25 protein-coding genes are annotated in these 25,121 nt (G+C 43.9%); 22 read left to right on the top strand and 3 right to left on the bottom strand.

Going from position 1 to position 25,121, the window contains the following annotated elements:
- The first annotated feature begins 3 nt into the window (after positions 1-3).
- Together gatB and IPM19_03370 are read left to right on the top strand one after the other, a co-directional pair.
- On the top strand, positions 4-1,557 hold the full coding sequence (gene gatB, locus IPM19_03375; GenBank protein ID QQS22648.1) for an Asp-tRNA(Asn)/Glu-tRNA(Gln) amidotransferase subunit GatB: 1,554 nt from the start codon (positions 4-6) through the stop codon (positions 1,555-1,557).
- A gap of 82 nt (positions 1,558-1,639) precedes the next feature.
- A complete protein-coding gene (locus IPM19_03370; protein QQS22647.1) occupies positions 1,640-2,521 on the top strand; it encodes a DMT family transporter in 882 nt (293 codons plus the stop codon).
- Between the two features lie 41 nt (positions 2,522-2,562).
- Here the strand turns inward: IPM19_03370 and IPM19_03365 are convergent, their stop codons facing one another.
- Entirely contained in the window at positions 2,563-2,979 is a 417-nt protein-coding gene (locus tag IPM19_03365; protein QQS22646.1) for a hypothetical protein, read from the bottom strand.
- A 60-nt stretch (positions 2,980-3,039) separates the two neighbouring features.
- Positions 3,040-4,149: a tRNA (adenosine(37)-N6)-dimethylallyltransferase MiaA gene (gene miaA, locus IPM19_03360; GenBank protein ID QQS22645.1), complete on the bottom strand. Its 1,110-nt coding sequence runs from the start codon at positions 4,147-4,149 to the stop codon at positions 3,040-3,042.
- A gap of 43 nt (positions 4,150-4,192) precedes the next feature.
- Here miaA and IPM19_03355 point away from each other — a divergent pair, with 43 nt between their 5' ends.
- From IPM19_03355 to IPM19_03260, 20 genes are all read left to right on the top strand, one after another.
- The gene (locus IPM19_03355; GenBank protein QQS22644.1) at positions 4,193-4,747 is read left to right on the top strand and encodes a cupredoxin domain-containing protein; all 555 of its coding nucleotides are present in this window, start codon (positions 4,193-4,195) and stop codon (positions 4,745-4,747) included.
- 58 nt (positions 4,748-4,805) lie between these two features.
- Entirely contained in the window at positions 4,806-5,666 is an 861-nt protein-coding gene (locus tag IPM19_03350) for a hypothetical protein (protein QQS22643.1), read from the top strand.
- A 4-nt stretch (positions 5,667-5,670) separates the two neighbouring features.
- On the top strand, positions 5,671-6,717 hold the full coding sequence (locus IPM19_03345; GenBank protein ID QQS22642.1) for a hypothetical protein: 1,047 nt from the start codon (positions 5,671-5,673) through the stop codon (positions 6,715-6,717).
- A 33-nt stretch (positions 6,718-6,750) separates the two neighbouring features.
- Positions 6,751-7,308, top strand: a complete 558-nt coding sequence (gene frr / locus IPM19_03340) for a ribosome recycling factor (protein ID QQS22641.1) — start codon at positions 6,751-6,753, stop codon at positions 7,306-7,308.
- Complete coding sequence (gene rseP / locus IPM19_03335; protein ID QQS22640.1) at positions 7,308-8,465, top strand: RIP metalloprotease RseP; 1,158 nt, start codon at positions 7,308-7,310, stop codon at positions 8,463-8,465. Before frr ends, rseP begins: the two co-directional genes overlap by 1 nt.
- A gap of 45 nt (positions 8,466-8,510) precedes the next feature.
- Complete coding sequence (locus tag IPM19_03330; protein ID QQS22639.1) at positions 8,511-9,773, top strand: hypothetical protein; 1,263 nt, start codon at positions 8,511-8,513, stop codon at positions 9,771-9,773.
- A complete protein-coding gene (locus tag IPM19_03325) occupies positions 9,773-10,825 on the top strand; it encodes a rod shape-determining protein (protein QQS22638.1) in 1,053 nt (350 codons plus the stop codon). Before IPM19_03330 ends, IPM19_03325 begins: the two co-directional genes overlap by 1 nt.
- Before the next feature lie 140 nt (positions 10,826-10,965).
- Positions 10,966-11,763, top strand: a complete 798-nt coding sequence (gene mreC, locus IPM19_03320; GenBank protein ID QQS22637.1) for a rod shape-determining protein MreC — start codon at positions 10,966-10,968, stop codon at positions 11,761-11,763.
- 5 nt (positions 11,764-11,768) lie between these two features.
- Complete coding sequence (locus tag IPM19_03315) at positions 11,769-12,332, top strand: hypothetical protein (protein ID QQS22636.1); 564 nt, start codon at positions 11,769-11,771, stop codon at positions 12,330-12,332.
- Positions 12,333-12,364: 32 nt separating this feature from the next.
- The gene (gene mrdA / locus IPM19_03310; GenBank protein QQS22635.1) at positions 12,365-14,296 is read left to right on the top strand and encodes a penicillin-binding protein 2; all 1,932 of its coding nucleotides are present in this window, start codon (positions 12,365-12,367) and stop codon (positions 14,294-14,296) included.
- Between the two features lie 39 nt (positions 14,297-14,335).
- Entirely contained in the window at positions 14,336-15,196 is an 861-nt protein-coding gene (locus IPM19_03305; GenBank protein ID QQS22634.1) for a bifunctional 5,10-methylenetetrahydrofolate dehydrogenase/5,10-methenyltetrahydrofolate cyclohydrolase, read from the top strand.
- Between the two features lie 41 nt (positions 15,197-15,237).
- Entirely contained in the window at positions 15,238-15,699 is a 462-nt protein-coding gene (gene greA, locus IPM19_03300; protein QQS22633.1) for a transcription elongation factor GreA, read from the top strand.
- 183 nt (positions 15,700-15,882) lie between these two features.
- A complete protein-coding gene (gene lysS, locus IPM19_03295; protein QQS22632.1) occupies positions 15,883-17,418 on the top strand; it encodes a lysine--tRNA ligase in 1,536 nt (511 codons plus the stop codon).
- 4 nt (positions 17,419-17,422) lie between these two features.
- The gene (locus tag IPM19_03290) at positions 17,423-17,968 is read left to right on the top strand and encodes a non-canonical purine NTP pyrophosphatase (protein QQS22631.1); all 546 of its coding nucleotides are present in this window, start codon (positions 17,423-17,425) and stop codon (positions 17,966-17,968) included.
- A gap of 9 nt (positions 17,969-17,977) precedes the next feature.
- The gene (gene serS, locus IPM19_03285) at positions 17,978-19,324 is read left to right on the top strand and encodes a serine--tRNA ligase (GenBank protein ID QQS22630.1); all 1,347 of its coding nucleotides are present in this window, start codon (positions 17,978-17,980) and stop codon (positions 19,322-19,324) included.
- A gap of 16 nt (positions 19,325-19,340) precedes the next feature.
- Positions 19,341-20,171, top strand: coding sequence for a hypothetical protein (locus IPM19_03280; GenBank protein QQS22629.1), 831 nt, complete (start codon positions 19,341-19,343; stop codon positions 20,169-20,171).
- Entirely contained in the window at positions 20,161-20,601 is a 441-nt protein-coding gene (locus tag IPM19_03275; GenBank protein ID QQS22628.1) for a hypothetical protein, read from the top strand. Before IPM19_03280 ends, IPM19_03275 begins: the two co-directional genes overlap by 11 nt.
- 3 nt (positions 20,602-20,604) lie before the next feature.
- Positions 20,605-21,522 carry a D-alanine--D-alanine ligase gene (locus IPM19_03270; protein ID QQS22627.1) on the top strand — a complete coding sequence of 306 codons (918 nt, stop codon included), beginning with the start codon at positions 20,605-20,607 and terminating at the stop codon, positions 21,520-21,522.
- The gene (locus tag IPM19_03265) at positions 21,523-22,674 is read left to right on the top strand and encodes a hypothetical protein (GenBank protein QQS22626.1); all 1,152 of its coding nucleotides are present in this window, start codon (positions 21,523-21,525) and stop codon (positions 22,672-22,674) included.
- 73 nt (positions 22,675-22,747) lie between these two features.
- The gene (locus tag IPM19_03260) at positions 22,748-23,494 is read left to right on the top strand and encodes a hypothetical protein (GenBank protein ID QQS22625.1); all 747 of its coding nucleotides are present in this window, start codon (positions 22,748-22,750) and stop codon (positions 23,492-23,494) included.
- 62 nt (positions 23,495-23,556) lie between these two features.
- On the opposite strand, the gene IPM19_03255 is transcribed toward IPM19_03260, so the two are convergent.
- Positions 23,557-25,119, bottom strand: coding sequence for a glycosyltransferase family 39 protein (locus IPM19_03255; GenBank protein ID QQS22624.1), 1,563 nt, complete (start codon positions 25,117-25,119; stop codon positions 23,557-23,559).
- Positions 25,120-25,121 lie beyond the last annotated feature (2 nt).

Below are 25,121 nucleotides of genomic sequence, written 5' to 3'. Positions count from 1 at the left end.
CTTATGGAACTAAAAGGTTATAAACCAGTCATTGGATTAGAGATCCACGTCCAGCTTGCTACTAAAAGCAAGATGTTTTCGAGCGCACCGAATAATCCTGATGAGAAACAGCCAAATACTAATATAGACGAAGTTGTTACTGCTGAGCCAGGAACTTTACCGGTATTAAACAAAGAAGCAGTGCGTCTGGGTGTTATGGTAGGCTTGGCTTTGAATTGTGAAATTCCAGAATTCTCCAAGTTCGACCGCAAGCATTATTTTTATCCGGATCTTCCAAAGGGTTATCAAATTTCCCAGTACGATGAACCGATTGCCAAAAATGGCTGGGTGGAAATCAGTGTGCCGGCGGATTCAAGTCGAGCCCAGTGGGGCGGTAATCCAGAGGCATACACGAAGCGCATTCGCATCACCCGCGCTCATTTGGAAGAAGACGCCGGTAAAAACACCCATCCAGAAGGCTTGCCGTATTCCTTGGTGGATCTTAATCGTGCTGGTTGTCCGTTATTAGAAATCGTAACCGAACCAGATGTAGAGACTGCCGAAGAGGCCCGCATTTTTTTACAGGAGTTGCAGAGAATTGTTCGCTATGTTGGCGCTGGTGCTGCAGATATGGAAAAGGGAACTATGCGCTGCGAGCCGAATATTTCTGTTCGCAAGCCGGGCGAAGAAACTTTGCCCAAGTATAAAGTTGAAGTGAAAAATATCAACAGCTTTAGATTTGCCGAAGCAGCGATTAACTACGAAATACCCCGCCATATCGAAATACTGGAAGCTGGCGAAATGCCAAAGCAGGTAACAATGGGCTGGAATGAAAAGAAAAATGAAACCGTTGAACAACGCAGCAAAGAGGAGGCGAATGACTATCGCTATTTCCCAGAGCCGGATCTAGCGCCAATGCATTTTACAAAAGAATTCGTAGATGACCTGCGAAATAATCTTCCGGAATTGCCATCGGCTAAGCGCGTGCGTTTTGCTCAGGAGTTTAGTTTGGCCAATGATGCCATCGAAGACCTGCTGTCTTGGAAAGAACTTAATGAATATTTTGAGAACGTGGTTAGCGAAATCGACGCCTGGATGGTTGCAGATGATAGCGTGCACAGCGGCATGAAAGAAATTCCTCATCAAGAATTGCGAGCCAAGCTGGTTAAAGGAGCGGCTAATTGGTGCCTGCAGGAGTTTTCTGCTTTGTTAAACAGCAATAATATGAACCCAATGGATTCTAAGGTTTCCGCCGAGAACATGGCCGAACTGGTAAAGCTCATTGATAACGGTAAAATTAGCGGCAGCGCAGCTAAACAAGTCTTTAAGGTTATGTTCGAAAAGGGCGGCGAGCCGGATCATATAGTAGAAGAGCTGGGCCTGGTTCAAGTAAGCGACGAAGGCGCCATCGAAGCTGCTATCGACAATGTTATAGCTGCGAACGAAAAAGCCGTTGCCGATTTTAAAGCTGGCGAGCAAAAATCGTTCGGATTTTTGGTCGGTCAGGTTATGAAGGAAACTCAGGGCAAAGCCAACCCACAGGTGGTGAATGAATTGCTTAGGAAGAAATTAAGTTAAGTTTTTCAGAAACTGGTTTTTAAAATAGTATGGTTAGTTGAATCTTTTTAAGCTTTTATAAACATCAACATCAAAATTATTTATGGAATATTTAGGAATCATCTTTGCTTTAGTAGCGCTTGTTAGCTGGGGCTTAGGTGATTTTTTTATACAGAGAACCTCGCGCAAAACCGGCATTGTCGATGCTATGTTCTTTATCGATGTTGTGGCGGCCGTAGTTCTTTTGCCTTTCATATGGGACGAACTTCCTCTGCTTGAAGCTCGCACTGTTTATATATTACTTACTGCCGGCGTAGTCTTAATTGGCGCTTCGTTCTTTTTATTCACTGCTTTAAAGAAGGGTAAGCTTTCTGTAGTCGAACCTACAGCAAGTTTGGAGCTGCCATTCACGGTTATCATAGCCGCTCTGTTGGGTCATGAACGGTTAGATCTGTTTACATATTTAATAATCGCGTTGGTGTTCATAGGTATTTTTTTAACAGTGACCGAAGGAAGGCATGTACTAAGGAATCTTTGGCATGGCCATATTAAAAAGTTCGAACGGGGGGTATGGTTAGCGTTTTTCGGATCCATAGCTATGGCACTGGGTAATTTTACAGTCGGTTTTGCTAGTCAGGAGACTAGCCCCTTGATGACTATATGGGCAACGAGCTTAATAATTTTAATTCCATGTGTGATTTATTATATTTTTACCAACCGCTTCGGTTTGATGGTGGGGCATATCAAGAAATATCCCCTCACTGTTTTAGCGGAGGTTACGTTTGATAACATGGCCTGGATCGCATTTGCTTTTGCGGTTGTTTATATTCCAATTTCTGTCGCGATTACTATTAGTGAGAGCTATATTATCTTGGCCGTCCTGTTAGGCGTGCTAATTAATAAGGAGAAATTGAGGCAGCATCAATATTTGGGTGTGGCTATGGCCATTGGAGGTGTGTTGCTGCTGGCACGCATGCAAGGGTAGTTGATCAAAATAAAAAAGCGACGGTATTGTCGCTTTATCTTTTAGATCTGCAGGGCACCGAATTGCACCGTATAGGTGATACCCATACTTTCTACTTCGAAGTAATCTGCTAATTCGCTATACTCAAGACTTTCTAGCCTAGCCCCAATCTCTTCCCGAATAGAGAGTTTCAAACTGGAATAAAGAGCATGGGGGAAGAGCAGCAGGTTTTCGAGACTTACTTTAGACTTGTCTGCGATACTGCTTGGGGCAGCAAAAACCTTCAGAGAATAATGACAAACTATGCCGTCGCCTTGATCGATGCATATTTCGCCATCAAATTCTAAAGGATCGAGAAAGACCATGCCCGAATCCTCGGACATTTCAATTACTTGAAGGCCGCCTTTCTGGCTTCCTAGAAGCAAAATTCTTGAATCAAGCTTGGTTAATAATTCCTTTTGTGCAGCTGCTGCGGTCATAGGGTTCTCCTTAAACTTGTATTTCCGCTGGGCATAAATGCGCAACGAAAAAATATGATATCAGGAAAGGAGTTTTTTTGCAAGAGCCAAAGCCTTGGCTTCCGAAGCAGCCCAGAGAATATCCGGGTTGCGCTTCCACCAAGTTATTTGTCGTTTGGCATATTGCCGGCTGCCGACAATAATACTATTTTGCATATCTTCCAAAGATATTCTGTCTTGCAGGTAAAGGGCGCAGTATTTGTATTCCAACCCAAAGCTCTCGAGTTTTTTCCAGCTTAAGCCTTTTGAGTTTTTTTTGAAAGTATGATTGGATGGTGCGTCTTTTTCTTTTGGCACGGCCTTGTGTAAATTCGCCACTTCCTTGAGCATTCCAATTTTCAACCGTGCCTTTAGGCGTTTTGCTATATTTTTTTCTAGCACCTCGCTGCCTGGATTTAGGCCAACCCATAATACACGTAAATTCTTATAATAGGATCTTTTTGTTAGAACAGGAACTGGTTTTCCGGTAGTAAGCACAATCTCTAAAGCCCGCATCAAGCGATGTGGATTATTTTTATCAATCTCCGCCGCGCGCCTGTGGTCGATTTTTTGTAGTATGGCGTGCATTTCTTCTTTCGCCATTTGGCTGAGCATCGCTCGGATTGCTTTATCGGGTTTGGCCTTGGGAAAATCCGTATCGAAAATAGCTGCTTCGACCCAATGCCCCGTACCACCGCAGACAATGGGCAATTTGCCGCGTTTGATTATGTCGTTAATTGCGGCGCGGGCGCGGCGCTGGAACTTAGCCGCCGAATATTGCGCGGATGGGGAAGATTCGTCGATCAAGTAATGCGGAATATTTTTATAAACAAAAATTTTATCGTCTTTGTTTTTAGTTTCTCTTTGTTCGCCCGTTATTGGTTTCAGATTTTTCCCGACTGCTTTCCTCTCAATGTATCTAGCTTTACTTACCCACTTGCCTTCCACTTTGCCGGAGCCAATGTCCATGCCGTGGTAAATCTGGCGGCTATCGGCGGAGATTATTTCGCCGTCGTATTGTTTTGCCAGCCTCACAGCTAATTCACTTTTTCCGGAAGCAGTCGGGCCGACAACACAAATGATGTCGTAGTTTCTATTCAGCGTATGGCTACCACTAGAGCCCTTTTTCGGTTGTAACTTTTTGGTGTTCATGGCGATGTTATAATTAAAGTACCATAATTAACTAATAAATAGTATGAAAAATAAGGGACTCGTTATCGTCGGGGTTGCGATATTGGCAGCCTTTGCTGGTTATTTGATCTTTAATCCCGTGGATAATACTGCAGAGCAGTCTAACAAAGAAGCAGCTTCGACTGCGACTACACAAGCCACAGTAGACACGGATACGATAACCAAAAGTGAAGTTTCTCCAACTGATAATCCTACAACATCAACTACCAAGCCCTCTAACTTTAATACTAGCAATAGTTCCAGTACCCCAACCGGTGAAGACGATATTCAGTCTCCGGACGTAATGGTTTATGAAATTATTTACAACGGCACTAGTTTTAGTCCCGCATCTTTGACCGTCAAAAAAGGGGATATTGTGATCTTTAAGAATGACAGCGATGGCAAGTTCCGCCCAGCTTCTGATGACCATCCGAATCATACTATATATCCTGAGTTCGATGCTGATACTGGCATCAATGCCGGTGGTAAATATGAATTCAAATTTGCTAAGGTTGGAACCTGGGGCTTTCATGACCATATAAACCCTTCCGCTAAGGGAACCATTAAGGTCCAAAACTAGCCTGAGTCTTGCATATAAGAGCTCAGTTTTAGGGCACGTTTTGTGTTATAATAAATAGGTGAAAACCGATAAAAAACATAACAAAAGCAGCTGGCAAACCCCTGGTCAAAAAGGAGCTAAGCATTTGCTAGATAATTTTGTTAATGCGGCAAACTTTGATAGCATTCCGCACGCTTTTTTATTCCTGGGTCCTCGTGGCGTAGGCAAGGAGTCTTTGGCTGTAGAGTTCGCCAAAAAGATCTCGGAATTCAATTCGTCGTCACAAACGCGCGCCGAAATTTTAGAGTTTGATTTTGAAGAATCTGGTGGTGTAGAAAATTTGCGAGAGCTGATCTCCTTTTCCAGCTTAACAACCAGCGGTGCCAAGAAAATTTTCATTTTGAAGAATTTCGAACTCGCATCGCCATCTAGCAGCAATATTCTGCTTAAGACCTTGGAAGAACCAGCCGCTAGCAGTATGTTTATTTTAATCGCCAATGGCCAGCGAGTTTTGCCGACTATTATGTCACGTTGCGTAGCCATCCGCTGTTTCCCTTTAGATCAGGTTGGAATAGATGAATCCTTGCTTGACTTTGATCTCCCTGGGAACTTGTTAGAAATAGTTAAGCACTATCCGGGCTTGGGGCAGCAGCTGCAAAGCGACCCGGAGCGTACCCAGCGGCTAAGCGATGTATTGTCTAAGCTAGGGTCTCATCAGTTAAATCTTATCGATCTTAACTCTCTCACTCAATTAGAAACCGAAGACCTGCAAATGCTGGTGTCGCTTTGGATTATCAGTCTCAAGGCTCAGCTCGACCAGCCGGGAAATTTGCCCGAGATCATTCATAATTTAAAAGTTGCCCAGAACTTTCACGAAGATTTAAAACGCAGTTATAATTCAAAATTAGTGCTTCAACAATTTTTAATGAACACAAAATAAAAATATGAAAAAAATTCTTTTAACCATAGCTGCGATAAGTTTGTTGGGGGCTTCTTGCACTCTTAGCGGCCAACAGGTTCAAGTAGGGGTGGTCAAGACTGCTAATGGCGGGGTAGATTGGCAACCCGCAAATAAAATTGTGAATAACGAAAAGTCTTTGTTGTCGCGAAGTATTTCCCAGATGAAGTTTAATGCGGCAGGCGATAAGATATTTGCTTCGAGCTTTGATGGCGGCTTATTCTCGTCCGAAGATGCGGGAGAAAACTGGACTGAGGTTTTAGGCGGAGTTCTTATTTACGATTTTGCCATTGACCCTTCTAACGAAAACATCATGTATGCAGCAAGTTATTTGGGCGATCGCGGTCGTTTAATCAATACTCGTGATGGCGGCAAGACATGGACCGAAGTCTACAGCGATGCAGGTAATAAAAATCCGGTTCGTACAGTAGCGATTAACCCAAATAACACCACAGAGATTATGATCGGTTTGGGTAAGGGCTCGGTTATTAGCAGTTCTGACTCCGGCAATTCCTGGAAATTGGTCCAAAGCTATAACGATAGAATTACTCGAATCCATTGGTTGCCGGGTGAGGTCTATGTGTTAGCACAAGAAACTGGGGTGTTTAGGAGCACGGATAATGGCGTAAGCTTTGAGCAGATTACCAAAACTTTAGTGCCCACAATCAATAATTCCCGTTCATCGATCTTTGGCCGCAGAATTAGCCAATACCGCCAATTAGCGATCGATCCAAGCAGTTCTTCAAATTTATGGCTTGCTACAGATAAAGGTTTATTCCGGTCATTTAATGGCGGAAGTAGCTGGAATTATGTTAATATGCCATTTAGACAGCGTGACGCGTCGCCATTTGCCGTGAGTGTGGCGCCAAGCTCCAGTTCTGTAATTTATGCCAGTAGCAATTCCGTCATATTTAAATCGCTAGATGGTGGTGCGACCTGGAGTTCGACCAGTACTAATACTAATGGTTTAGTTGGAGTCATCCTGATTAGCAGAGATCTCCCTCAAATCGCTTTCGCCGGAGTATCCCGGTAATAATGTTTCCAATAAAAGTAATATATAGAGTAAATGATCCAAGATATAATCAATCAACACAAAGAACAGTTCGAAAAAGCTATGGAGCATTTTCATCATGAGCTATCTAGCGTGCGCACAGGTCGCGCCAATCCGGCACTACTGGCGACAGTAATGGTGGAAAGTTACGGTTCGAAGGTGCCGTTACAACAAGTGGCTAGCGTTACAGTTAGCGATGCTAGAACGTTGACAATCAGCCCGTGGGACAAATCTCAATTAGGAGAAATTGAAAAAGGCATCACCGCAGCAAACTTAGGGTTCAACCCGTCCAGCGATGGACAAGTAGTACGCGTGAATTTGTCCATGCTTACCGAAGAGCGCCGCAAGGAAATGGTAAAGCTAGTCGGCCAGATTGCCGAACAGGCACGCATTGGAGTGAGGCAGGTGCGAGAGGAAATTTTGAAAGCAGTGAAGCGCGCGGAAAGCGACGGACAGATTACCAAAGACGATGTGGCCAGTGCTCAAAAGAAAGTTCAGGACGTAATCGATAAATATAACGAACAGATCAAAAACACGGCTTCGGATAAAGAAAAAGAATTAATGACAGTTTAATGATACTTACAATAATAATTTTTGTTGCTATTCTCAGCCTGCTCGTGTTTGTTCACGAGCTGGGTCATTTTTTGTTTGCCAAGCGGGCTGGTATGGGTGTGCACGAATTCGGTTTCGGCTTTCCACCAAGAGTGTTTGGAATTCAGAAGCAAGACGGCAAATGGCGGTTGGTTTGGGGCAAGGGGGGACAGGCAGTCGCAGATAGTGTCGACCAGGGTCAAACTGTTTACTCCGTTAATGCTATTCCGTTGGGTGGATTCGTAAAGATTATGGGTGAAGATAATAATGAAGCGAAAGACCCTCGCAGTTTTACCAACAAATCCTTTATTGCCAGATTTTTAACTTTGTTTGCCGGGGTGGCGATGAATGTTCTGGCAGCATGGGTAATTCTTTCGGTCGGTTTTATGATCGGCTTGCCCGTGGCTATTAATGGTTTGGACGAAGTCCCTTCTGGTGCGAGGTTTAGTCAGCAACAAATTTTGATTGGCGGCGTTCGGGAAGGTTCTGCTGCAGAAGCAGCAAATATAAAAGAAAGCGATATTATTTTATCTGTCGACGGCCAGCAATTTACAGAGATAGAAACGCTCCAGGATTATATTCGTTCCAAAGCCGGCCAGACCATGAGCTTCGAAGTTAAGCGCATTAACGAAATTGTAAAAACAGAAGTAGTTACCGAGACACAGAATGATCCTACTAAAGGCGTGGTCGGGGTGGGTTTGGCTTATTATGGCAAGATGCAATTCCAGCCCCATGTTGCTTTGTGGCAGGGTGCAAAAACTACAGTTAACCAGCTGAAGGCTATTTTTAGCGGCATTGCTAAAATCTTTACATCTGAGGACGGGGTAAAGGGCGTCGGCGGCCCGGTGAAGATCGCTCAGCTTACTGGCCAAGTTGCCGATTTGGGTTTGCTGCCATTGCTGCAATTTACCGCTTTCTTGTCTCTGAACCTCGCAATTTTAAATTCGCTGCCGTTTCCCGCTCTGGACGGTGGTCGCATGCTCTTCTTAATAATAGAGAAGTTGCGTGGCAAGCCTAATAACCAGTCGGTGGAACAATACGCAAACGCGATTGGATTTATGTTGCTGTTGTTGTTGATGGTTGTGATCACTGTCCGGGATGTGTCGCAGTTGGAATCAATTAAGAACTTGTTCAGCTAAATCAACTTTTAGCCGGCCAAGTAGTATTACAGACAAAGGAACATTATGAAGCAATCACAATATTTTTTAAAAACCAGCAAGGCTGCCCCTAAAGACGACGTTTCTGTGAACGCTCGCTTGTTGGAGCAGGCAGGTTTCGTGCAGAAAGTCATGGCAGGAGTTTACTCATATTTACCATTGGGTTTGAGGGTCTTGCAAAAGGTAGAGAATATCATCCGCGAAGAAATGAATGCCATCGGCGCAAGCGAAGTGTTGATGCCTGCATTGCAGCCCTCGAAGAATTGGGTAGCCACCGGACGTTGGGATGAGTTAGATGTATTGTTTAAACTGGGTTCAAGGCATCCTAAAAATGATGATCCATTGCCTGCAACGTACAGCTATGCTTTAGGACCTACTCATGAAGAAATTGTTACACCTATGGCAAAGGAAATCATAGGGTCGTATAGGGATCTTCCAAAGGCAGTATTCCAAATTCAGACCAAATTTCGAGACGAGGCCCGCGCCAAGGCTGGCTTAATGCGTGGACGCGAATTCCGTATGAAGGATTTGTATAGCTTTCATTCTAATGAAGAGGATTTAACCGCTTACTATAATAAGGTGGCAGGGGCTTACAAAAGGATTTTCGAGCGACTTGGCATTCCTGCATTGTATGTAGAAGCTAGTGGCGGCACTTTTTCTAAGTACTCGCACGAGTTTCAGGTAGAGACCCCAAATGGTGAAGACACCGTATATGTTTGTAACAAGTGCAGTCTCGCAGTAAACAAAGAAATTTTTGATGACCAGAAAGTTTGTTCTAACTGCAATGTCAGAGATTACCGCGAAACTAAGGCCAGTGAAGTCGGAAATATTTTTGAGTTGAAAACAAAATACTCCGACAGCTTTAATTTGAAGTTCACCGATGAAGACGGTTCTCAAAAAACGGTTTTAATGGGGTGCTATGGCATTGGGCCGTCCCGGTGCATGGGGGTAGTAGTGGAGCAGCATTTTGATGAGAAAGGTATTATCTGGCCGGAAAGCATAGCTCCGTTTAAGGTGCATTTGCTCGGTTTGGGCGCAAAAGACGAAACTGTGAGCAAGGCGGCCAGTGATTTATATCAAAATTTACAAGCTGCCGGGGTTGAGGTACTATATGATGACAGAGACTCTAGTGCAGGTGAAAAGTTCGCCGACAGCGACCTTATTGGCATCCCTTACAGGGTAGTTATTTCCGCCAAGACTATGGGAGAAAATAAGGTCGAGTTTAAGCCGAGAAATTCTGCAGAGTCCGAAATGTTAACAATTGAAGATTTGATCAAAAAACTGACTTAATGTTTGACGCAATATTTAAAAGATTTTCGCAGGATCTAGGGATAGATCTCGGAACCGCTAATACCCTCGTCTATGTCAAAGGCAAGGGTATTGTTATCAATGAGCCTTCTGTGGTGGCTATTAACCAGCGCACCAAACAGATTTTGGCTATTGGTACAGAAGCGCAGCGCATGGTTGGCCGAACGCCAACTCATATTGTCGCGACCCGTCCGTTAGTGGACGGGGTGGTTTCTGATTTCGAGATAACCGAAGCCATGTTGCGCTACTTCATCGATAAAGTTCATAATCAGACTTATTCTTTTTTGCGCCGTCCTCGAGTAGTAATCGGCATTCCGTCCGGTGTAACCGAAGTAGAGAAGCGTGCTGTGCAAGACGCAGCAGTCAACGCTGGCGCGCGCGAGGCGTTCTTAATAGAAGAGCCAATGGCAGCAAGTATTGGTGCGCGCTTGCCAGTGCAGGATGCGCAAGGGTCTATGATCATCGACATCGGCGGTGGCACTACCGAAATTGCTGTACTGTCTCTTGGTGGCGTGGTTATAGCGCGCAGCTTGCGTGTTGCCGGTGACGCTATGAACGAACAGATTGTTCAGTATGCCCGAGATAACTTCGGCATGCTTATTGGTACCCGCACAGCCGAAGATTTAAAGATGCGCATTGGTTCTTGTTACCCGTTGGCAGAGCCGTTAACAGCTCACATGCGGGGCCGCGATTTGGTATCGGGTTTGCCAAAGGAAATTATCGTGAGCGACACTCATATTCGCGAAGCCTTGACTCCGTCTATCAAAAACATTGTTAATAACGTTAAGGCGGTAATCGAAGAAATTCCTCCGGAAATCATTTCCGACATCATGCACCGTGGAATCGTATTGGCTGGCGGAGGCGCTTTGCTGCGGGGTCTGGATCACTTGTTAAAGGATGAAACTAAAATGCCTGTTACAATTGCTGATGATCCATTAACATGCGTAGCACGCGGCGCAGGTATTGTAGTAGAAGAATTAGAGGCTCTTCGCGAGGTATTGCTCCCGACTGATTTTTCCAGGATTCCAAGATAGCTTTGATTTTGTTTTTGAGAATGAGTAACTTTTAAGCGACCTCACTTCCCAGCCGCCCGTCAGAGGCCTCTGGCGCGGGCGGCGTAGAAGTTAGGAGTGGAAAAGAATATTATTCGACACTATAACCAGAAATAAAAATTATGAGATTCATTTACACAAAAACATTCTTAATATTTGCTGGCGTACTGGTTGCGGTTGTTATAGCTTTGTTTTTGCAGGTAAATGGCTGGTTGGGCGGAATTCAGTATCTGGCTGCGCAGGCGCCTAAGCCGGTTATAAATTTCGTAACTGGTATTTTTCGGCCCATCACTTCTGTCGCAGGAACGTTGGGCTCAATGAAGGAGGTAGTGGCCGAAAATAATTCCCTACGTGAAGAGCTTACCGATTTAAGGCAGCGGCAGGTCAATTATGATCAGTTGCAGAGCGAAAATGAATTACTTAAAAGCGAACTTGGGTTTAAAAATAAGGAGCCGCATAATTTGCAGCCATGCACTGTGCTTTCGCGCGATACTCAAGGCACCAATGATTCTCTTATATTAAACTGCGGCGAGCCGGACGGAGTGCAATCTGGTCAGGGTGTGGTGAGCGGAGGTTATTTGGTGGCCAAAATAGTTCATGTGGGAAAGTATACTTCTACCGCAGTGCTTATTACAAATAACCAAAGTTCTATCGATGCGCGAGTTTCGAGAAATAATGTTGAGGGAGTGATTAAAGGGTCTTTTGGTTCCGGACTGGTATTTGACTTAGTGTCTCAAAGCGCGGACGTCGCTCCGGGTGACCTGGTTGTTACTGCTGGCATAGATCCGCAAATTCCTAAGAATATAATGATCGGCCAAGTAGGGCAGGAATTATCTGGTCAGAATGATTTGTTTAAAAAATTAACCTTGGTATCGCCGATTAAGGCGCATCAGTTAGATTTTGTTTTTGTGATTAAATAGTTTGCATGAAGTGGCTGCTCTATATCTTAATTATCTTGCTAGTTGTAATCATTGATCAGAGCGTATTCAATGTTTTTCATTTAGGATCCTTCACTCCAGATCTTTTGCTGTTATTCACTTTGGCGGTGGTTTGGTCGTTTAATAATTTTGATTTTTTAATTTTTGCTGCGCTTGGCGGATTTTGGATGGAAACCATGATGGGGTTTCCTGTGGGCAGCCTCATAGTAGGATTAATTTTAGTCGGCAGTCTGGCGTACCTTGTCATTAATCGCTGGCTGTACTCGGAAAAGCCTTGGCAGTACTTTTTGGGCGCAATAATATTCGGAACTATCATCGTCCATGTTTGGATGTGGGCCTACACAGGTGCTTTATTTGCCTTTAACTGGTCTGAAGTTGTGGTAACAAGCGGAACAATGCTGAGAACCTTATTGCCGGCGATGCTGTTAAATATTCTGCTGACCTATCCGATTTTAATTATTACCGAATTGCTGGCAAAATTAACTCAGAGATCGGGCGGTTCGTTTGCCAATCTATCTATCAATAAGAAGAGTTCTAATTATCGCCTTTAATTATGCGCAAATCGCGTTTAAATCCATTTAAAATGTCCAAAGCCTCGGGCCGTGTCAAAAGCGGTCTTGGTTTGGAATGGGAAGAAGGGGTCACTAACAACCAGGTTCAGGCTTTTGACGAGGATGACCGCGCTGAGCGCTCTATCCGCTGGCCTCGAGTGCTGCTAATAGTGTGCAGCGTAATTTTGGCTGGTCAGTTATTTAATCTGCAGATTATTCAGGGTAGCAAGATGAGGAGTTTAGCGGAGGGTAACCGTCTTCGACTGCAGACGATTCTAGCTCCTCGAGGATTCATCGAAGACCGGAATGGTGAAGTGATTGCAAAGAATACAGCAAGCTTTAACTTGGCCGTTACGCCAGTGGACTTACCCGAAGAGGGGCGTATAGAAATTTTTGGATTGATAACAGAAAAATTTGGCGTGCCGTCGACAGAAATTGAAGAGAAGATGAAAAAGCGCACCGGCGGAGTGCTGGATCCGATCATTGTTAAGCGCAATCTAACCCAGCAGGAAAGCATTCAGTTTGAAGTATTGGCAAACAGGCTGCCGGGTTTTTCTTTGGTTAATATTCCGGTGCGCGATTATGTTTCGGCCGAGGTTTATTCCCATTTATTGGGTTACACTGGGGTTATTTCTGATGAGCAGTATGAATCTCTGCGCTCCGAGAATTATGACCTGAACGATTTCATTGGCAAGTCTGGAATCGAGCAATCCTACGAAAAATATTTGCGTGGCAAGAATGGCAACAAGCAAGTGGAGGTGGATAGTATGGGTCTGCCTATCAAAGAGTTAGGAGAAGCCCAACCCGAACCAGGCAATATTGTTCAATTAAATATAGATGCCGGGTTGCAAAAAAAGCTCTATGAGGATTTTATCAAAAGTCCCGTGGGTAATAAGGGTGCGGCTGTAGCCATGGATCCCAGGACTGGCGAGGTTTTGGCTTTAGTGTCTGTGCCGGGATTTAATAATAATCTCTTTGCGCCAGGCATTAAGACGGAAGATTATAAGGCGCTGCTGGAAAATAAAAATTTACCCTTATTTAATCGGGCGATAAGTGGGACTTATCCCCCTGGATCTACAATTAAGTCGGTGACTGCGGCGGCTGCGTTGCAGGAAGGCATAGTGACTGAAGACACTATTATTAATGACCGCGGCGTTTTGGTAATCCCGAATCAGTTTAATCCTGCTATTTCTTACAATTTTGTGGGTTGGAAGCGTGACGGTTTGGGTCCGATGGATGTGAGAAGCGCGATCGCGCAGAGCAGTGATATTTATTTTTACGCGGTCGCGGGAGGGCATCCGTCTATGACCATCGACGGCATGGGTGCAGAGAAGCTCGCTGAATATTATCGTAGGTTTGGCATGGGTGCAGAGACAGGAATTGATATAAATGGAGAAAAACCAGGCCGCGTGGCTGACCCGACTTGGAAGATGAATTATTGGAAGAACGATCCGTTGCAGGGAAAATGGTATTTGGGAGATACTTATCATATTGCAATCGGGCAAGGGGACATGCTTACTACTCCTTTGCAGGTAACTGTCTTTACGGCAGCAGTAGCGAATGACGGAAAGGTTAACCGTCCGTACTTGCTAAAGAGGGTTGTGAACCAGAGAGGTGAGACAGTATTTACCCCACAAGTTCAGGAGCTGGTTAACAGCGGTATTAGCATTGAGCACTTGCGTTCTGTTCAGGCCGGGATGCGCGACAATGTAACCACAGCTAAAGGAAGCGGTCGCCAGTTGGCGTCTTTGCCGATTACTTCTGCTGGTAAGACGGGTACGTCCCAGTTCGACGGTTCGGATCCGAGCCGAACACATGCCTGGTATACTGCGTATGCGCCATACGAAGATCCCCAGATAGCTATTACCGTGTTAGTAGAGGCTGGTGGTGAAGGTCATGCAGCTGCGGTGCCGATCGTTAAAAATGCTTTGCAATGGTGGGCAGAGAATCGCATGGGAAAATAGTTTTAGTCAGCGCTAAAAAACTTAATTTAGAATAAATAAATGAATATAGACGGGCGAGCTTTAGCAGAGCAATTAAATTTGCAAACTCAGCAGCGGATTGGTCGTTTGCCTTTTCGTCCTTTATTAGTGGATGTCTTAGTGGGAAATGATCCTGCCTCTTTGTCGTATGTAGGCATTAAGCAGCGCACAGCTCAAAAGTACGGTTTAGCTTTTGAACTTGCTCATTTGCCCGCAGACAGTACTACTCAGGAAATTGTTGATGTTATAGAAGCTTCTAGCAAAAGGGATGAATTATGCGGCTTGATCGTTCAGCTGCCTTTGCCGGGGCACGTGGACCAAATAGAAATTATAAATTCTATCCCTCTAGCTGTGGATGTGGATCTGCTAAACGAACAATCCGCAAATGGTTTTTATGCAAATGCAGCTGATGTAAACGGCTTTAGCTTGGTGCCACCCACTGCAGGAGCTATCATGCATATAATCGATAGTTTGCCTGAACCATGGGATCAAAAGCAATTTGCAGTAGTTGGTCGCGGCGACTTAGTTGGTATGCCGGTAGCTCATTTATTGCGAAGCAGAGGCTACAAAGTAGAGGTCGTTCACAGCCAGACTTTAAATCCGGATGAGCTGCTGCGGCAGGCAGACTGCATTATTTTGGGAGTAGGCAAGCCGAATTTTTTAAACGGAACACAGGTGAAAGATGATGTGATTGTGATCGATGCCGGCACATCCGAATCTGGCGGAACTATTGCCGGCGATGCTAATTTTGAAACAGTTAGCCCTAGAGCCAAGTTCATCACTCCAGTTCCAGGCGGCGTTGGTCCGCTCACAGTAGCTAAATTAATAGAGAATGTGGTAGCCGTAGCAGAGGCAAAGGTATCCACAGTTGACACTCTTTAAAAAAGAGGGTAAACTAAGCGAGTTAACTTTAATATTTTGAAATGTCTAAAAAGTACTTATTGACCCAAGAGGGTTTGGTAAAATTGAATGAAGAGTTGAAGGTATTAGTCACAGAAAAGCGCAAAGACGTTATCGAGCGTATTCGCGAAGCTGCAGCCCATGGTGATCTTTCCGAAAATGCCGATTACGCTCAGGCTCGCGAAGAGCAGAGCTTTATCGAAGGCCGCATCCAGGAGATTGAGGATATGATCAAAAACGCAGAGATCATTACCCATTCTACTCAACACAACACCGTTACTATCGGTTCGACTGTTACTGTGAAAGTATCCGGAGAAGAAAAGTCATATTCCATTGTCGGCAGCAATGAAGCCAATCCAGGTGCAGGCAAGATTTCTAACGAATCAACTGTAGGCAAAGCTTTGCTGGGGAAAAAAGTCGGCGATACGGTTACAGTTTCTACTCCAGCCGGAGATAAGGAATACGAAGTAGTTTCGATTGGTTAACCCTGTCTATCAAAGATTTAACAAAGCACTCGCTAGTAGCGGTGATCCCCTTTAAAAATGTATAAAAGTGGTACTTTACCCCCTTTTCATACTATGCGGAATAATCTGCTAAAAATCAAGTATGTCTTATTCCATGTAATTTGCTATAATTAGAGGACTAAATAAGCCATAAAATCGTTAAAAATGAGCGAAAGACTAGAAGATATAATCAATCACCGCAAGCAGAAACTCGAAAACATTAAAGCCGTCGGCCAGGATCCGTACCCGTCAAAAACTGACCGCACTCACTCTAATAAGGAAGCTTTAGAGAGTTTCGAAACCTTAGAAAGCCAGCACCAGCAGGTTATTTTAGCTGGCCGCATCCGCAGCATGCGAGGTATGGGCAAGCTCATCTTCGTTCATATTGATGACGGCTCCGGCGGCGAAAACAATGGCCGTATTCAGGTTTTAATTAAAGCAGACGAGATTGGCCAGGAGCGCTTTGCCTTTTTCTTAGACAATTATGATTTAGGTGATTTTATTCAAGCCACCGGCAAGCTCTTCGTTACTAAGACAGGTGAAAAAACTTTACAAGCTTACGACTATCAGATGCTGGCAAAAAGCTTGCGTCCTATTCCGTCCGAACATTTTGGCATCGAAGATATCGAGCTTAAACTTCGCAAGCGATACTTAGATATTTTATTAGATTCGGAAACAAAAGAATTATTTATAAAAAAGAATAAATTTTGGCAGAGCATGCGCAACTTTTTAAGCGAACGCGGCTTTTTGGAAATGGATATGCCAATTTTAGAAGCGACTCCGGGCGGCGCAGAGGCAGAACCGTTTACAACTCATCATAATGCTTTGGATCGTGATTTCTTTTTGCGCATTTCTTTGGAGTTGCCGTTAAAGAAAATGCTGGTTGCTGGTTACGAGAAAGTTTTCGAAATCGGTCGTATTTTCCGCAACGAAGGGATTTCTACAACCCATTTGCAGGATTATACACAAATGGAATTTTATTGGGCGTACGGCGATTTTGAAAAGCTGCAAAAGTTTTTGCAGGAAATGTATCAGCACGTGCTGCAAGAAACATTCGGCACTTTGCAGATCACTTCTGGCGGCGTGACTTGTGATTGGAGCGGCGACTGGGAGCAGGTTAACTACATCGAACTATTTAAGGAACATACCGGTATCGACTTGGAAACTTGCAGCGATGATGAGCTTAAAGATTATGCCAAGTCCCAGAATATTAAATTTGAAGACTTTGCTCAGCGCGGTCGGTTAATTGATTTAATTTTTAAGAAAGTTCGCACCAAAATTAATACGGACAAACCGGTGTTCTTAATCAATCAACCTGTGGAGTTAGAGCCTTTGGCGAAGCGTGATCCAAACAATCCTCAAGTGGTGCAGCGTTTACAAATCTTGGCTTATGGAACCGAATTAGGCAAAGGCTTCGGCGAATTGAATGATCCTATTGATCAGCGCAGCCGGTTTGAAGACCAGATGAAGCTGCGCGAAGCGGGCGATAACGAAGCACAGATGTTAGATGAAGACTACGTGGAAGCAATGGAATACGGCATGCCTCCTGCTGCGGGATTCGGAGTTTCCGAACGATTGTTTTCTATTCTCACAGATCGTTCTATTAGAGAAATTGTGGTGTTTCCGCCAATGAAAGCAGCTGGCGATAAATTAGCAGGCGAGAAGTCATTTTCCGACAAAAGAGATAAGAAAAAGGATTAACAGCATGGCATTAAAGTTTATTACCGGAAATAAGAATAAGCTCGCAGAAGTTCAGGCTGTGCTCCCAAATATTGAACAGTTAGATATCGATTTGGTGGAAATCCAGGATATTGACCCTCATTCTATTATCGCAGCCAAGCTGAAGGAAGCGCTGAATCACCATGATGGAGAATTTATTGTCGAAGACACTTCATTGTATTTGGACGGTATCAATGGCTTGCCTGGTCCGTTTATCAAATGGTTTTTGCAAAAATTAGATACGGAAGGTATCGCAACCTTAGCTCAGAATTCCGGCAATACTCGCGCTTCCGCAAAAGTAATTATCGGTTATGCTAAAAATAAAGATGACATTAAATTTTTCGAAGGCAGCATACTAGGCAATATAGTTAGTCCTCGCGGTGAAACAACTTTCGGATGGGATCCTGTCTTTCAGCCCGATGGCTACGAAAAGACTTTCGCCGAAATGACAAGCCAGGAAAAGAATCAAATTAGCATGAGAAGAATCGCAATCGAAAAGCTAAAAGAATATTTAACCCAAACAAATACTTAAATTTATTATATGTTGGACACAAAATTTATTAGAGACAATACGGAGGCTGTTAAAAAAGCAATCGTAGACAAAAATATTGATCTAGACTTAGATCAAATTTTGGATTTGGATGTAAAGCGCCGTAACCTGTTGTCGGAAGTCGAAGCATTACAGTCTACAAAAAATTCTTTCTCTAAAGAAATACCGACATTATCCGCAGAAGATAAGCAAGCTAAACTGCTGGAAATGAAGGAATTAGACGCCCGCCAGACTGAGCTCAAAGAAAATCTTCGCACTATCGAAGACGAGTTTAACCGCCTGTTATATTTGGTCCCAAATATTCCTTCGCCAGAATCCCCGGTAGGCAAAGACGATACCGCTAATGTTCCATGGAGCTACTGGTCTCCGGAATTAGGTCATGTTGACCCAAAGGAGACCGATAAAGTAGAACAGATTCCGACTAAGTTAGCATTCGAACCAAAAGATCATGTCACTTTAGCGACCGAACTAGACCTGGCCGATTTTGAACAGGGAACCAATGTCTCCGGTTTTCGTGGCTATTTTTTAAAAAACGAACTGGTGTTAATGCAGTACGGCTTGTTTGCTTATGCCATCAATAAACTCCGCGAAAAGGGTTTTACGTTGATGCAAACTCCGACTTTAGTGCGTGAATTTGCGTTGTTGGGCAGCGGTCATTTTCCGGCAGGACGAGGCGAAGTGTACCAGGTAGCCAATGCGGCAGGGATGGAAGAAGAAAGCAGCAAGGAAAAACAATTTTTGGCCGGTACATCCGAACCATCTTTAATCGCATATTATGCCGATCAGATTTTAGAAGCTCACCAGCTGCCTATTTTAGTATCGGGAATTTCTCCTTGTTACCGCAGCGAAGTTGGCAGCTATGGGAAAGACGCAAAGGGCTTGTACCGCGTCAAAGAGTTTATGAAGGTGGAACAAGTTGTAATCTGCAAGGCCGACATGATGGAAGGTGAAAAATGGCACGAAGCATTGCGCGAAATTTCGGAACAGATTTTACAAGATTTAAAATTACCTTATCGCGTTCTTAATATTTCCACCGGCGATATGGGTGCCGGCAAATATAAAATGTACGATCTCGAGACTTGGATGCCGGCGCGCAACGGTTATGGCGAAACTCATAGTGATTCATTCTTAACCGACTGGCAGGCCCGTCGCCTCAACATCCGTTACCGGGACGCAGACGGCACTATAAAGATGGCATTTACTTTAAACAATACCGCAGTAGCTAGTCCTCGCATTTTGATCCCTATTTTGGAAAACTACCAGCAGGAAGACGGCAGTATCAAGGTTCCAGAAATTTTGGTTCCTTATGTGGGCACTGATGTTATTAAAAAGAAGTAATCCCGTAATAATTGATATGAAGAAATTTGTGCAGCAATGGCTGGCAGGCTTGGCTAAGCTGATTATTACCAAACACAAACCGAAAGTAATAGGCATAACCGGCAGTGTCGGCAAGACCTCTACTCGCGACGCGATTTATGCTGTAGTTTCTACAGCTTTTTCGGTTCGTAAAGGGCAAAGGAATTTTAACAATGAGTTCGGGTTGCCTTTTGCCATTTTGGGGGTAGATACTCCTGGCCGCAATCCTGTTAAATGGCTATGGGTATTTGCTAAAGGTTACCTGATGCTGTGGTTTGGCGTTTCTGTACCGCAGGTCATGGTTTTGGAAATGGGTGTTGATAAGCCAGGGGACATGGACTATCTGGTTAATATTGCCCGCCCGGATATTGCGGTGGTAACAAACATTGGCGTTTCTCATTATGAATTTTTTAAGACTCAGGAAGCTGTAGCTGCTGAGAAGGGAAAGATCGTTGAAGCCCTGGCTGACAATGGGTTTGCTGTGCTCAACAACGACAACGAATTAGCCAAGGCCCAGGCCGGCAAAACCCAAGCACGCAGCATTTCTTACGGATTCCGCGACGATAGCGATGTTCGCATCAGGATTATTGAAGAGGATTTTAACCCGCCTAGCCACACAAAAATCGAAGTCGTTACTCATTATAATAGTTTTGAGGCTACTGTAGCAGGGGTGGGCACACCCCATCTAAGTGCGATAGCTGCCGGTATTGCAGTGGGGTTGAATTTGAATATTCCTCAGGAAGACATTATTAAGGGAATTAAAACCTACAGGCCGGTGGTGGGACGTTTGAATATATTAGCCGGTATCAAAAAAGACTGTGATTATTGATGACAGCTATAATGCATCTCCAAACTCCGTTAAGGAAGCACTGGCTGTAATAGAGCGCACCCCTCAGCAAAAAAAAGTAGTGATTTTAGGAGATATGTTAGAACTCGGCGCTTTGAGCGAGGAAGCTCATAAGGAAATAGGCCGTTTGGTTGCAAAAATAAGTCCTTGGCAGCTAGTGGCGGTAGGTAATTTAGCACAAGGCATAATTGCAGGTGCGGTAGAGGCTGGGTATTCTCAGGAAAAGATCAGCTGGTATGAAAATAGTGATTTAGCCAAAGAAGCTGTACGTAACAATATCGAACCGGAATCGGTAATTTTAATAAAGGGCTCGCAGGGTGCTCGCATGGAAAAAATCACTAAAGAATTGTTGCAAGATCCTATGAGCGCCAGTAATGTGCTGCCACGCCAGTACGGGAAGTGGCTAGAGTAAAGTATGGAACTTACAAAAAACAAAATGCGCGTCGGGATTTTTTACGGAGGACCCTCAAAGGAGCACGAAGTTTCGGTGATATCTGCTAGTGAGGTTTACAAGCATATAGACAGGAATAAGTACGACGTCTATCAGTTCGAAGTTTCTAAATCCGGACAGTGGCCGGAAGGCGTGTCACCGGAGAACATTAAATCCAAAATTGATTTTGCTTTGATCATTATGCACGGTGCATACGGCGAAGACGGTACCATCCAAGAAATTTTTGAGAGAATCGATTTGCCATTTTCTGGCAGTGGCAGCAAGGCTAGCAGGCTCGCCATGGATAAATTTTTAACGCAAACCAAAGTCCAAACTCTGGGAGTTGCCATGCCGAGGACTTGGATTATAGGCAAGGGTGAAATAGATTTGAATAATCTCCCGGATAAGTTAATCATCAAACCAAATGATAGTGGTTCAACAGAAGGTTTGCAGTTGCTGGACAAAGATCATTTGTTGCAAAATTGGAAACAAATTCAACAGGATTATGATGGCTGTTTGCTGCAGGAAAGAATTTTCGGCAGAGAATTAACGGTGCCGGTACTTGGCCAAGAGGTTTTGCCCGCCATAGAAATTCTTAGTGAAAACGAAGTCTATGATTATGATGCCAAATATACACCAGGAAAATCCAGCCATCTTGTAGACCCAGAATTGCCTGACGATATTGCAAAAGCGTTACGAGATTATACTTTAGCCATTCATAATTTGCTTGGGTGCAAGGCTATGTCCCGTTCCGATTATTTGCTTGACGGGGATGGGTTATATTATCTAGAGACTAATACTATTCCTGGACTCACTTCGACATCACTATTGCCAGAATCAACAGCGCACGCTGGTATAAATTTTCCGCGGCTGATAGATAAAATCATTGAACTTTCCTCTTAAATGTTTTTTAGCAAAAAGAAAAAACCAAAATTAGATGCCAAAGTGCGTTTTCAGCATAAACAGTTTACCGGCAAGCTGCAGTCCGCCCGAACTTACAAACGCACGGCTAACGCGGTCCCGGAAAGCAAGCTACAAAAAAGGCTCACTAAAGTGGGGCTTGGTTCCAAATGGACTCAAATTGGTGTGGGGTTTATAATTTTAACTGTTTTGTATATTGTGTATTTCCCGAACGCTTTAACTTTGCAGAATATTAAAATTAGCGGGTTGTCCGAATCTCAAGCCCGCGATCTCGAACTAGAGATCCGCAATCAGATTGCCGAATCTAATATTTTTACGGCTCAAAGAAACATGTTATTTTTCCGTCCGAATTTAGTTAACGCCGCAGCTTTAAAAGTTTCTAGCGTGAACACTATTGGCAGGGTGAAAAAGAATTTTAAGAGGAGTACTTTGGAGGTGTTTGCCGAGAGTAAATATGAAAAATATTTAGTGGCGACCCATGATAAAGTTTTTGACGTATACAATGATGGCTCGGTCAAAACCGAATCCGGCGTAAAGCGCACGGAGTGGCAAGGAGTAGAAAATCCTAATATGCTTAAGGTTCAATTTGACTTGCCAGTAAACCTTTCCTCTAATCAACAAGTGTTCGAAACGTCCTTGCGCGACTTCATGAACAAGCTCAACGACCAATTGGTAAGCTTAGATAACCTCAAGATTGCTTTTTATGGTTTTAAGGAAGAACTGGAAGAAGTGGTTGAGGTCGAGCAGCAAGATGGTGGAGTAGAAGATTCCGATCAGTCTGGCGAAGAGAGAATTCCTCAAGAGGGCGTGGCTGAAGATAATGAGACTGCCGTTCCAAAAACCGAAGCTGCTGTTTCGACAACCGCAGATCCAAAGCAAGAGGAAAAACCAGCAGAATTAAAACTCCCCTTTAATAGTTCCGAGGTTCATGTGTTTTTCTATAAAGGCACAGACCGCCGCCGTACTTTTAGGGTGATATTTGATGCCACCCGTGACGTAAGCAAGCCGGTCGAGGACTTTAAGCTGCTATTATCCCAAACAGCTCCAGAACGCTTCGAACAGCTTTATTACATAGATATGCGTATCGAGAATAAGGCGTATTTGTGCCTGTTAAATGCACCTTGCAGGAGATAAGATTGTGTTCATTGGTTGACAATACCGAAGCATTCTGAAATAATTTTCCATAATAGCATTTAAGGAGGTAGTTATGTTTGGAGGCAATTCAGAAAAGAAGAGGTCGGAATTATTAGAGTCGAAATTGATCCGTACGTTTTTAAGCGTCGGGTCCTCACAATATTTAGAGTATAGATGGGGGCTCATTATGGTTCAGGGTAAGTATAATCTCTGGGATAGAGCACTGACCTCTATGCTGATCTTAGTGGGTATTTTCGGGGTAGTATGCTCTGGGCTTGGTGTGAACATGTTGGCTTTTTTTGGATCTATAATTTGGGTAGTGCTTGCTTTAACTTATTGGGTGTGGTTAAAGGGGGATGACCCCTATAAACGAAAACAATTCTTGAGCGCACAAAAAATGGTAACAGCCCCTGTAACAGAACAGTTATACAGGTCTCTAAAGGAGCATTACTCGGTATGGAAAGTAGTTGATACTGCTTTTAAGTACCGCGTAGCCATGTTCACAGAAGACGAAAACTCAAATTTTTTCGACTTGATAGATAAGGCTTGTGATGTTCTGCAGGCAAACCATGATATCTTAGAGGAGAAAGTTAAGTTGTATGATAAGCTGGTTGACACGCCAAAAAATATTTTTGATCAGCTGGAGGACGTTATAATCAGTAACATGGCGATGACCAGCGATTTAAAAGATAGATTCGAAGAAGACCTGGCTCAGGCAGCTAATCGTATGAAAACAGACCTCTCTACGGAGGAGTTTAGAGAAATTTTGGATATACGCAAGTTATTGAGTAACAATCTGCCAATGGTTCCTGTAAAATAAACCGTTCAAAGCTTGAACGGTTTTTTATTTTAGGCTGGTTATGATTTAGTTCGCTAAGTTATTTAGTTGACCTTGTATTCCGTAACCACGACCCAAGTCCCGACATATGGCCTAACTTCGGCAAAGCCATGTTCGTCGATTTGAGTCCAGTTTGCAGGCACGGTCGGTTTGCTGCCGCCGAAGCCGTTGGTCCAGATCATCCAGACAGTGTTGCCTTGCTGTGCGCCTTCGGCAAAATTTAGCACCAAGTCTTCATTAGTTAAAATGGCGGTGCCGGCAAAATGCGGCAAGTCTTCCACCTGTTGGTTATTGGTGTATAGCAGCGGACGAATGCCTGTTTTATTGTAATACTTGTAGTTGAAGTATTCAAAGCTGCTGGCAGAGAAAATTTTATGGTCTGGCTGAGCATTGGCATTAATAACTGCGGCCATGGCGGCCATGCCTGGTTTTTTATCTACGTCTAAATTGTGCCAGTAACGCCAAATGCTGAATAAGTTCAAAATCAAAAATACGACTAAGAAAATTTGCTTTAGACCTCGAATTTTAAGCTGTTGCATCCATAAAGCTAGCGCCATTAGCAAGAACGAAGAGGAAAAGAGGAAATATCTGACCAAATACACTGATGAATCCTGACCCTGCAGTTTAGATAAAATAGCGAATAATAGGCTGCCGGCGAAAGGAGCGAAAAATAATCCTAGAATAAGCCATTTTTCGGGCTGTTGGAAACTGCGAATCACTTTCCAGAGCGCTATCAGAACAAATATAGTTACCAGTGCAATGATTAGTTTGCTCGTTCCGTCTATGCGCAGCATTAAATCATAAATCGTGGTGGGAATGCTCCATTGGTCCATTGGGGGAATCCAATATCCTGCCCCCACCTGTTTATATTGAAACAAAAATATTTTCAGCCACGGCAGGAACAAAATTCCGATACCGATACCGCTGAGAATTAACCATATATAACGCGATAGCTTCCAGCGAAAAGTTTTCCACAAGTAGAACAAGCCAAATAGGCCTAAAGCTGCCACTGAGAACAGTAAGTAGTAGTGAGTATAAGTTAAGATAGAAGCCCCTATGGTAAAAGCTAAGTAGCTGCCTAACATGCGTTTGTGACTTGGACGAGGAACGTGTCCGGTTGGATTGTAATAATTCTTGGTGTGCTGTAACGCTATTACGAGGAAGTAAGCTGTGAGGACCACGAAAAATGCACCCATGGTATACATGCGTGCCTCTGTAACGTACTGAATTTGAAACGGGTTTAATGCAACTAAGCCAGCAGCAATTAAAGCGGTGCTGTTGTTTGCAAAAATTTTCTTAACCAACAGATAGGTAGCAACTATTGTGCCTACTCCGAATAATACCGACATCCCACGCAAGCTCCACAAGGAGTTGCCAAATATATAAGACCAAATACGTAAAAAGTAATAATACATCGGAGGATGAACATCTAAGCCGATGCGGTAGGTCATTTCCCCCCAGGAATATTTGATGAGCAAAGCAGAGAATGCCTCGTCATGCCAGAGAGAAATAGCTGTTAGCTTGTATAAGCGCAACAGCAAACCCGCTGCTGTGATAGACAACAGTATCCAGTGCTTATTGAGAAAGTTTTTAATTGCGTGAATCATCA

This window comes from bacterium (assembly GCA_016699995.1).
Taxonomy (GTDB): domain Bacteria; phylum Patescibacteriota; class Doudnabacteria; order UBA920; family UBA920; genus UBA920.
This window is presented reverse-complemented; position numbering and strand designations above follow the sequence as displayed.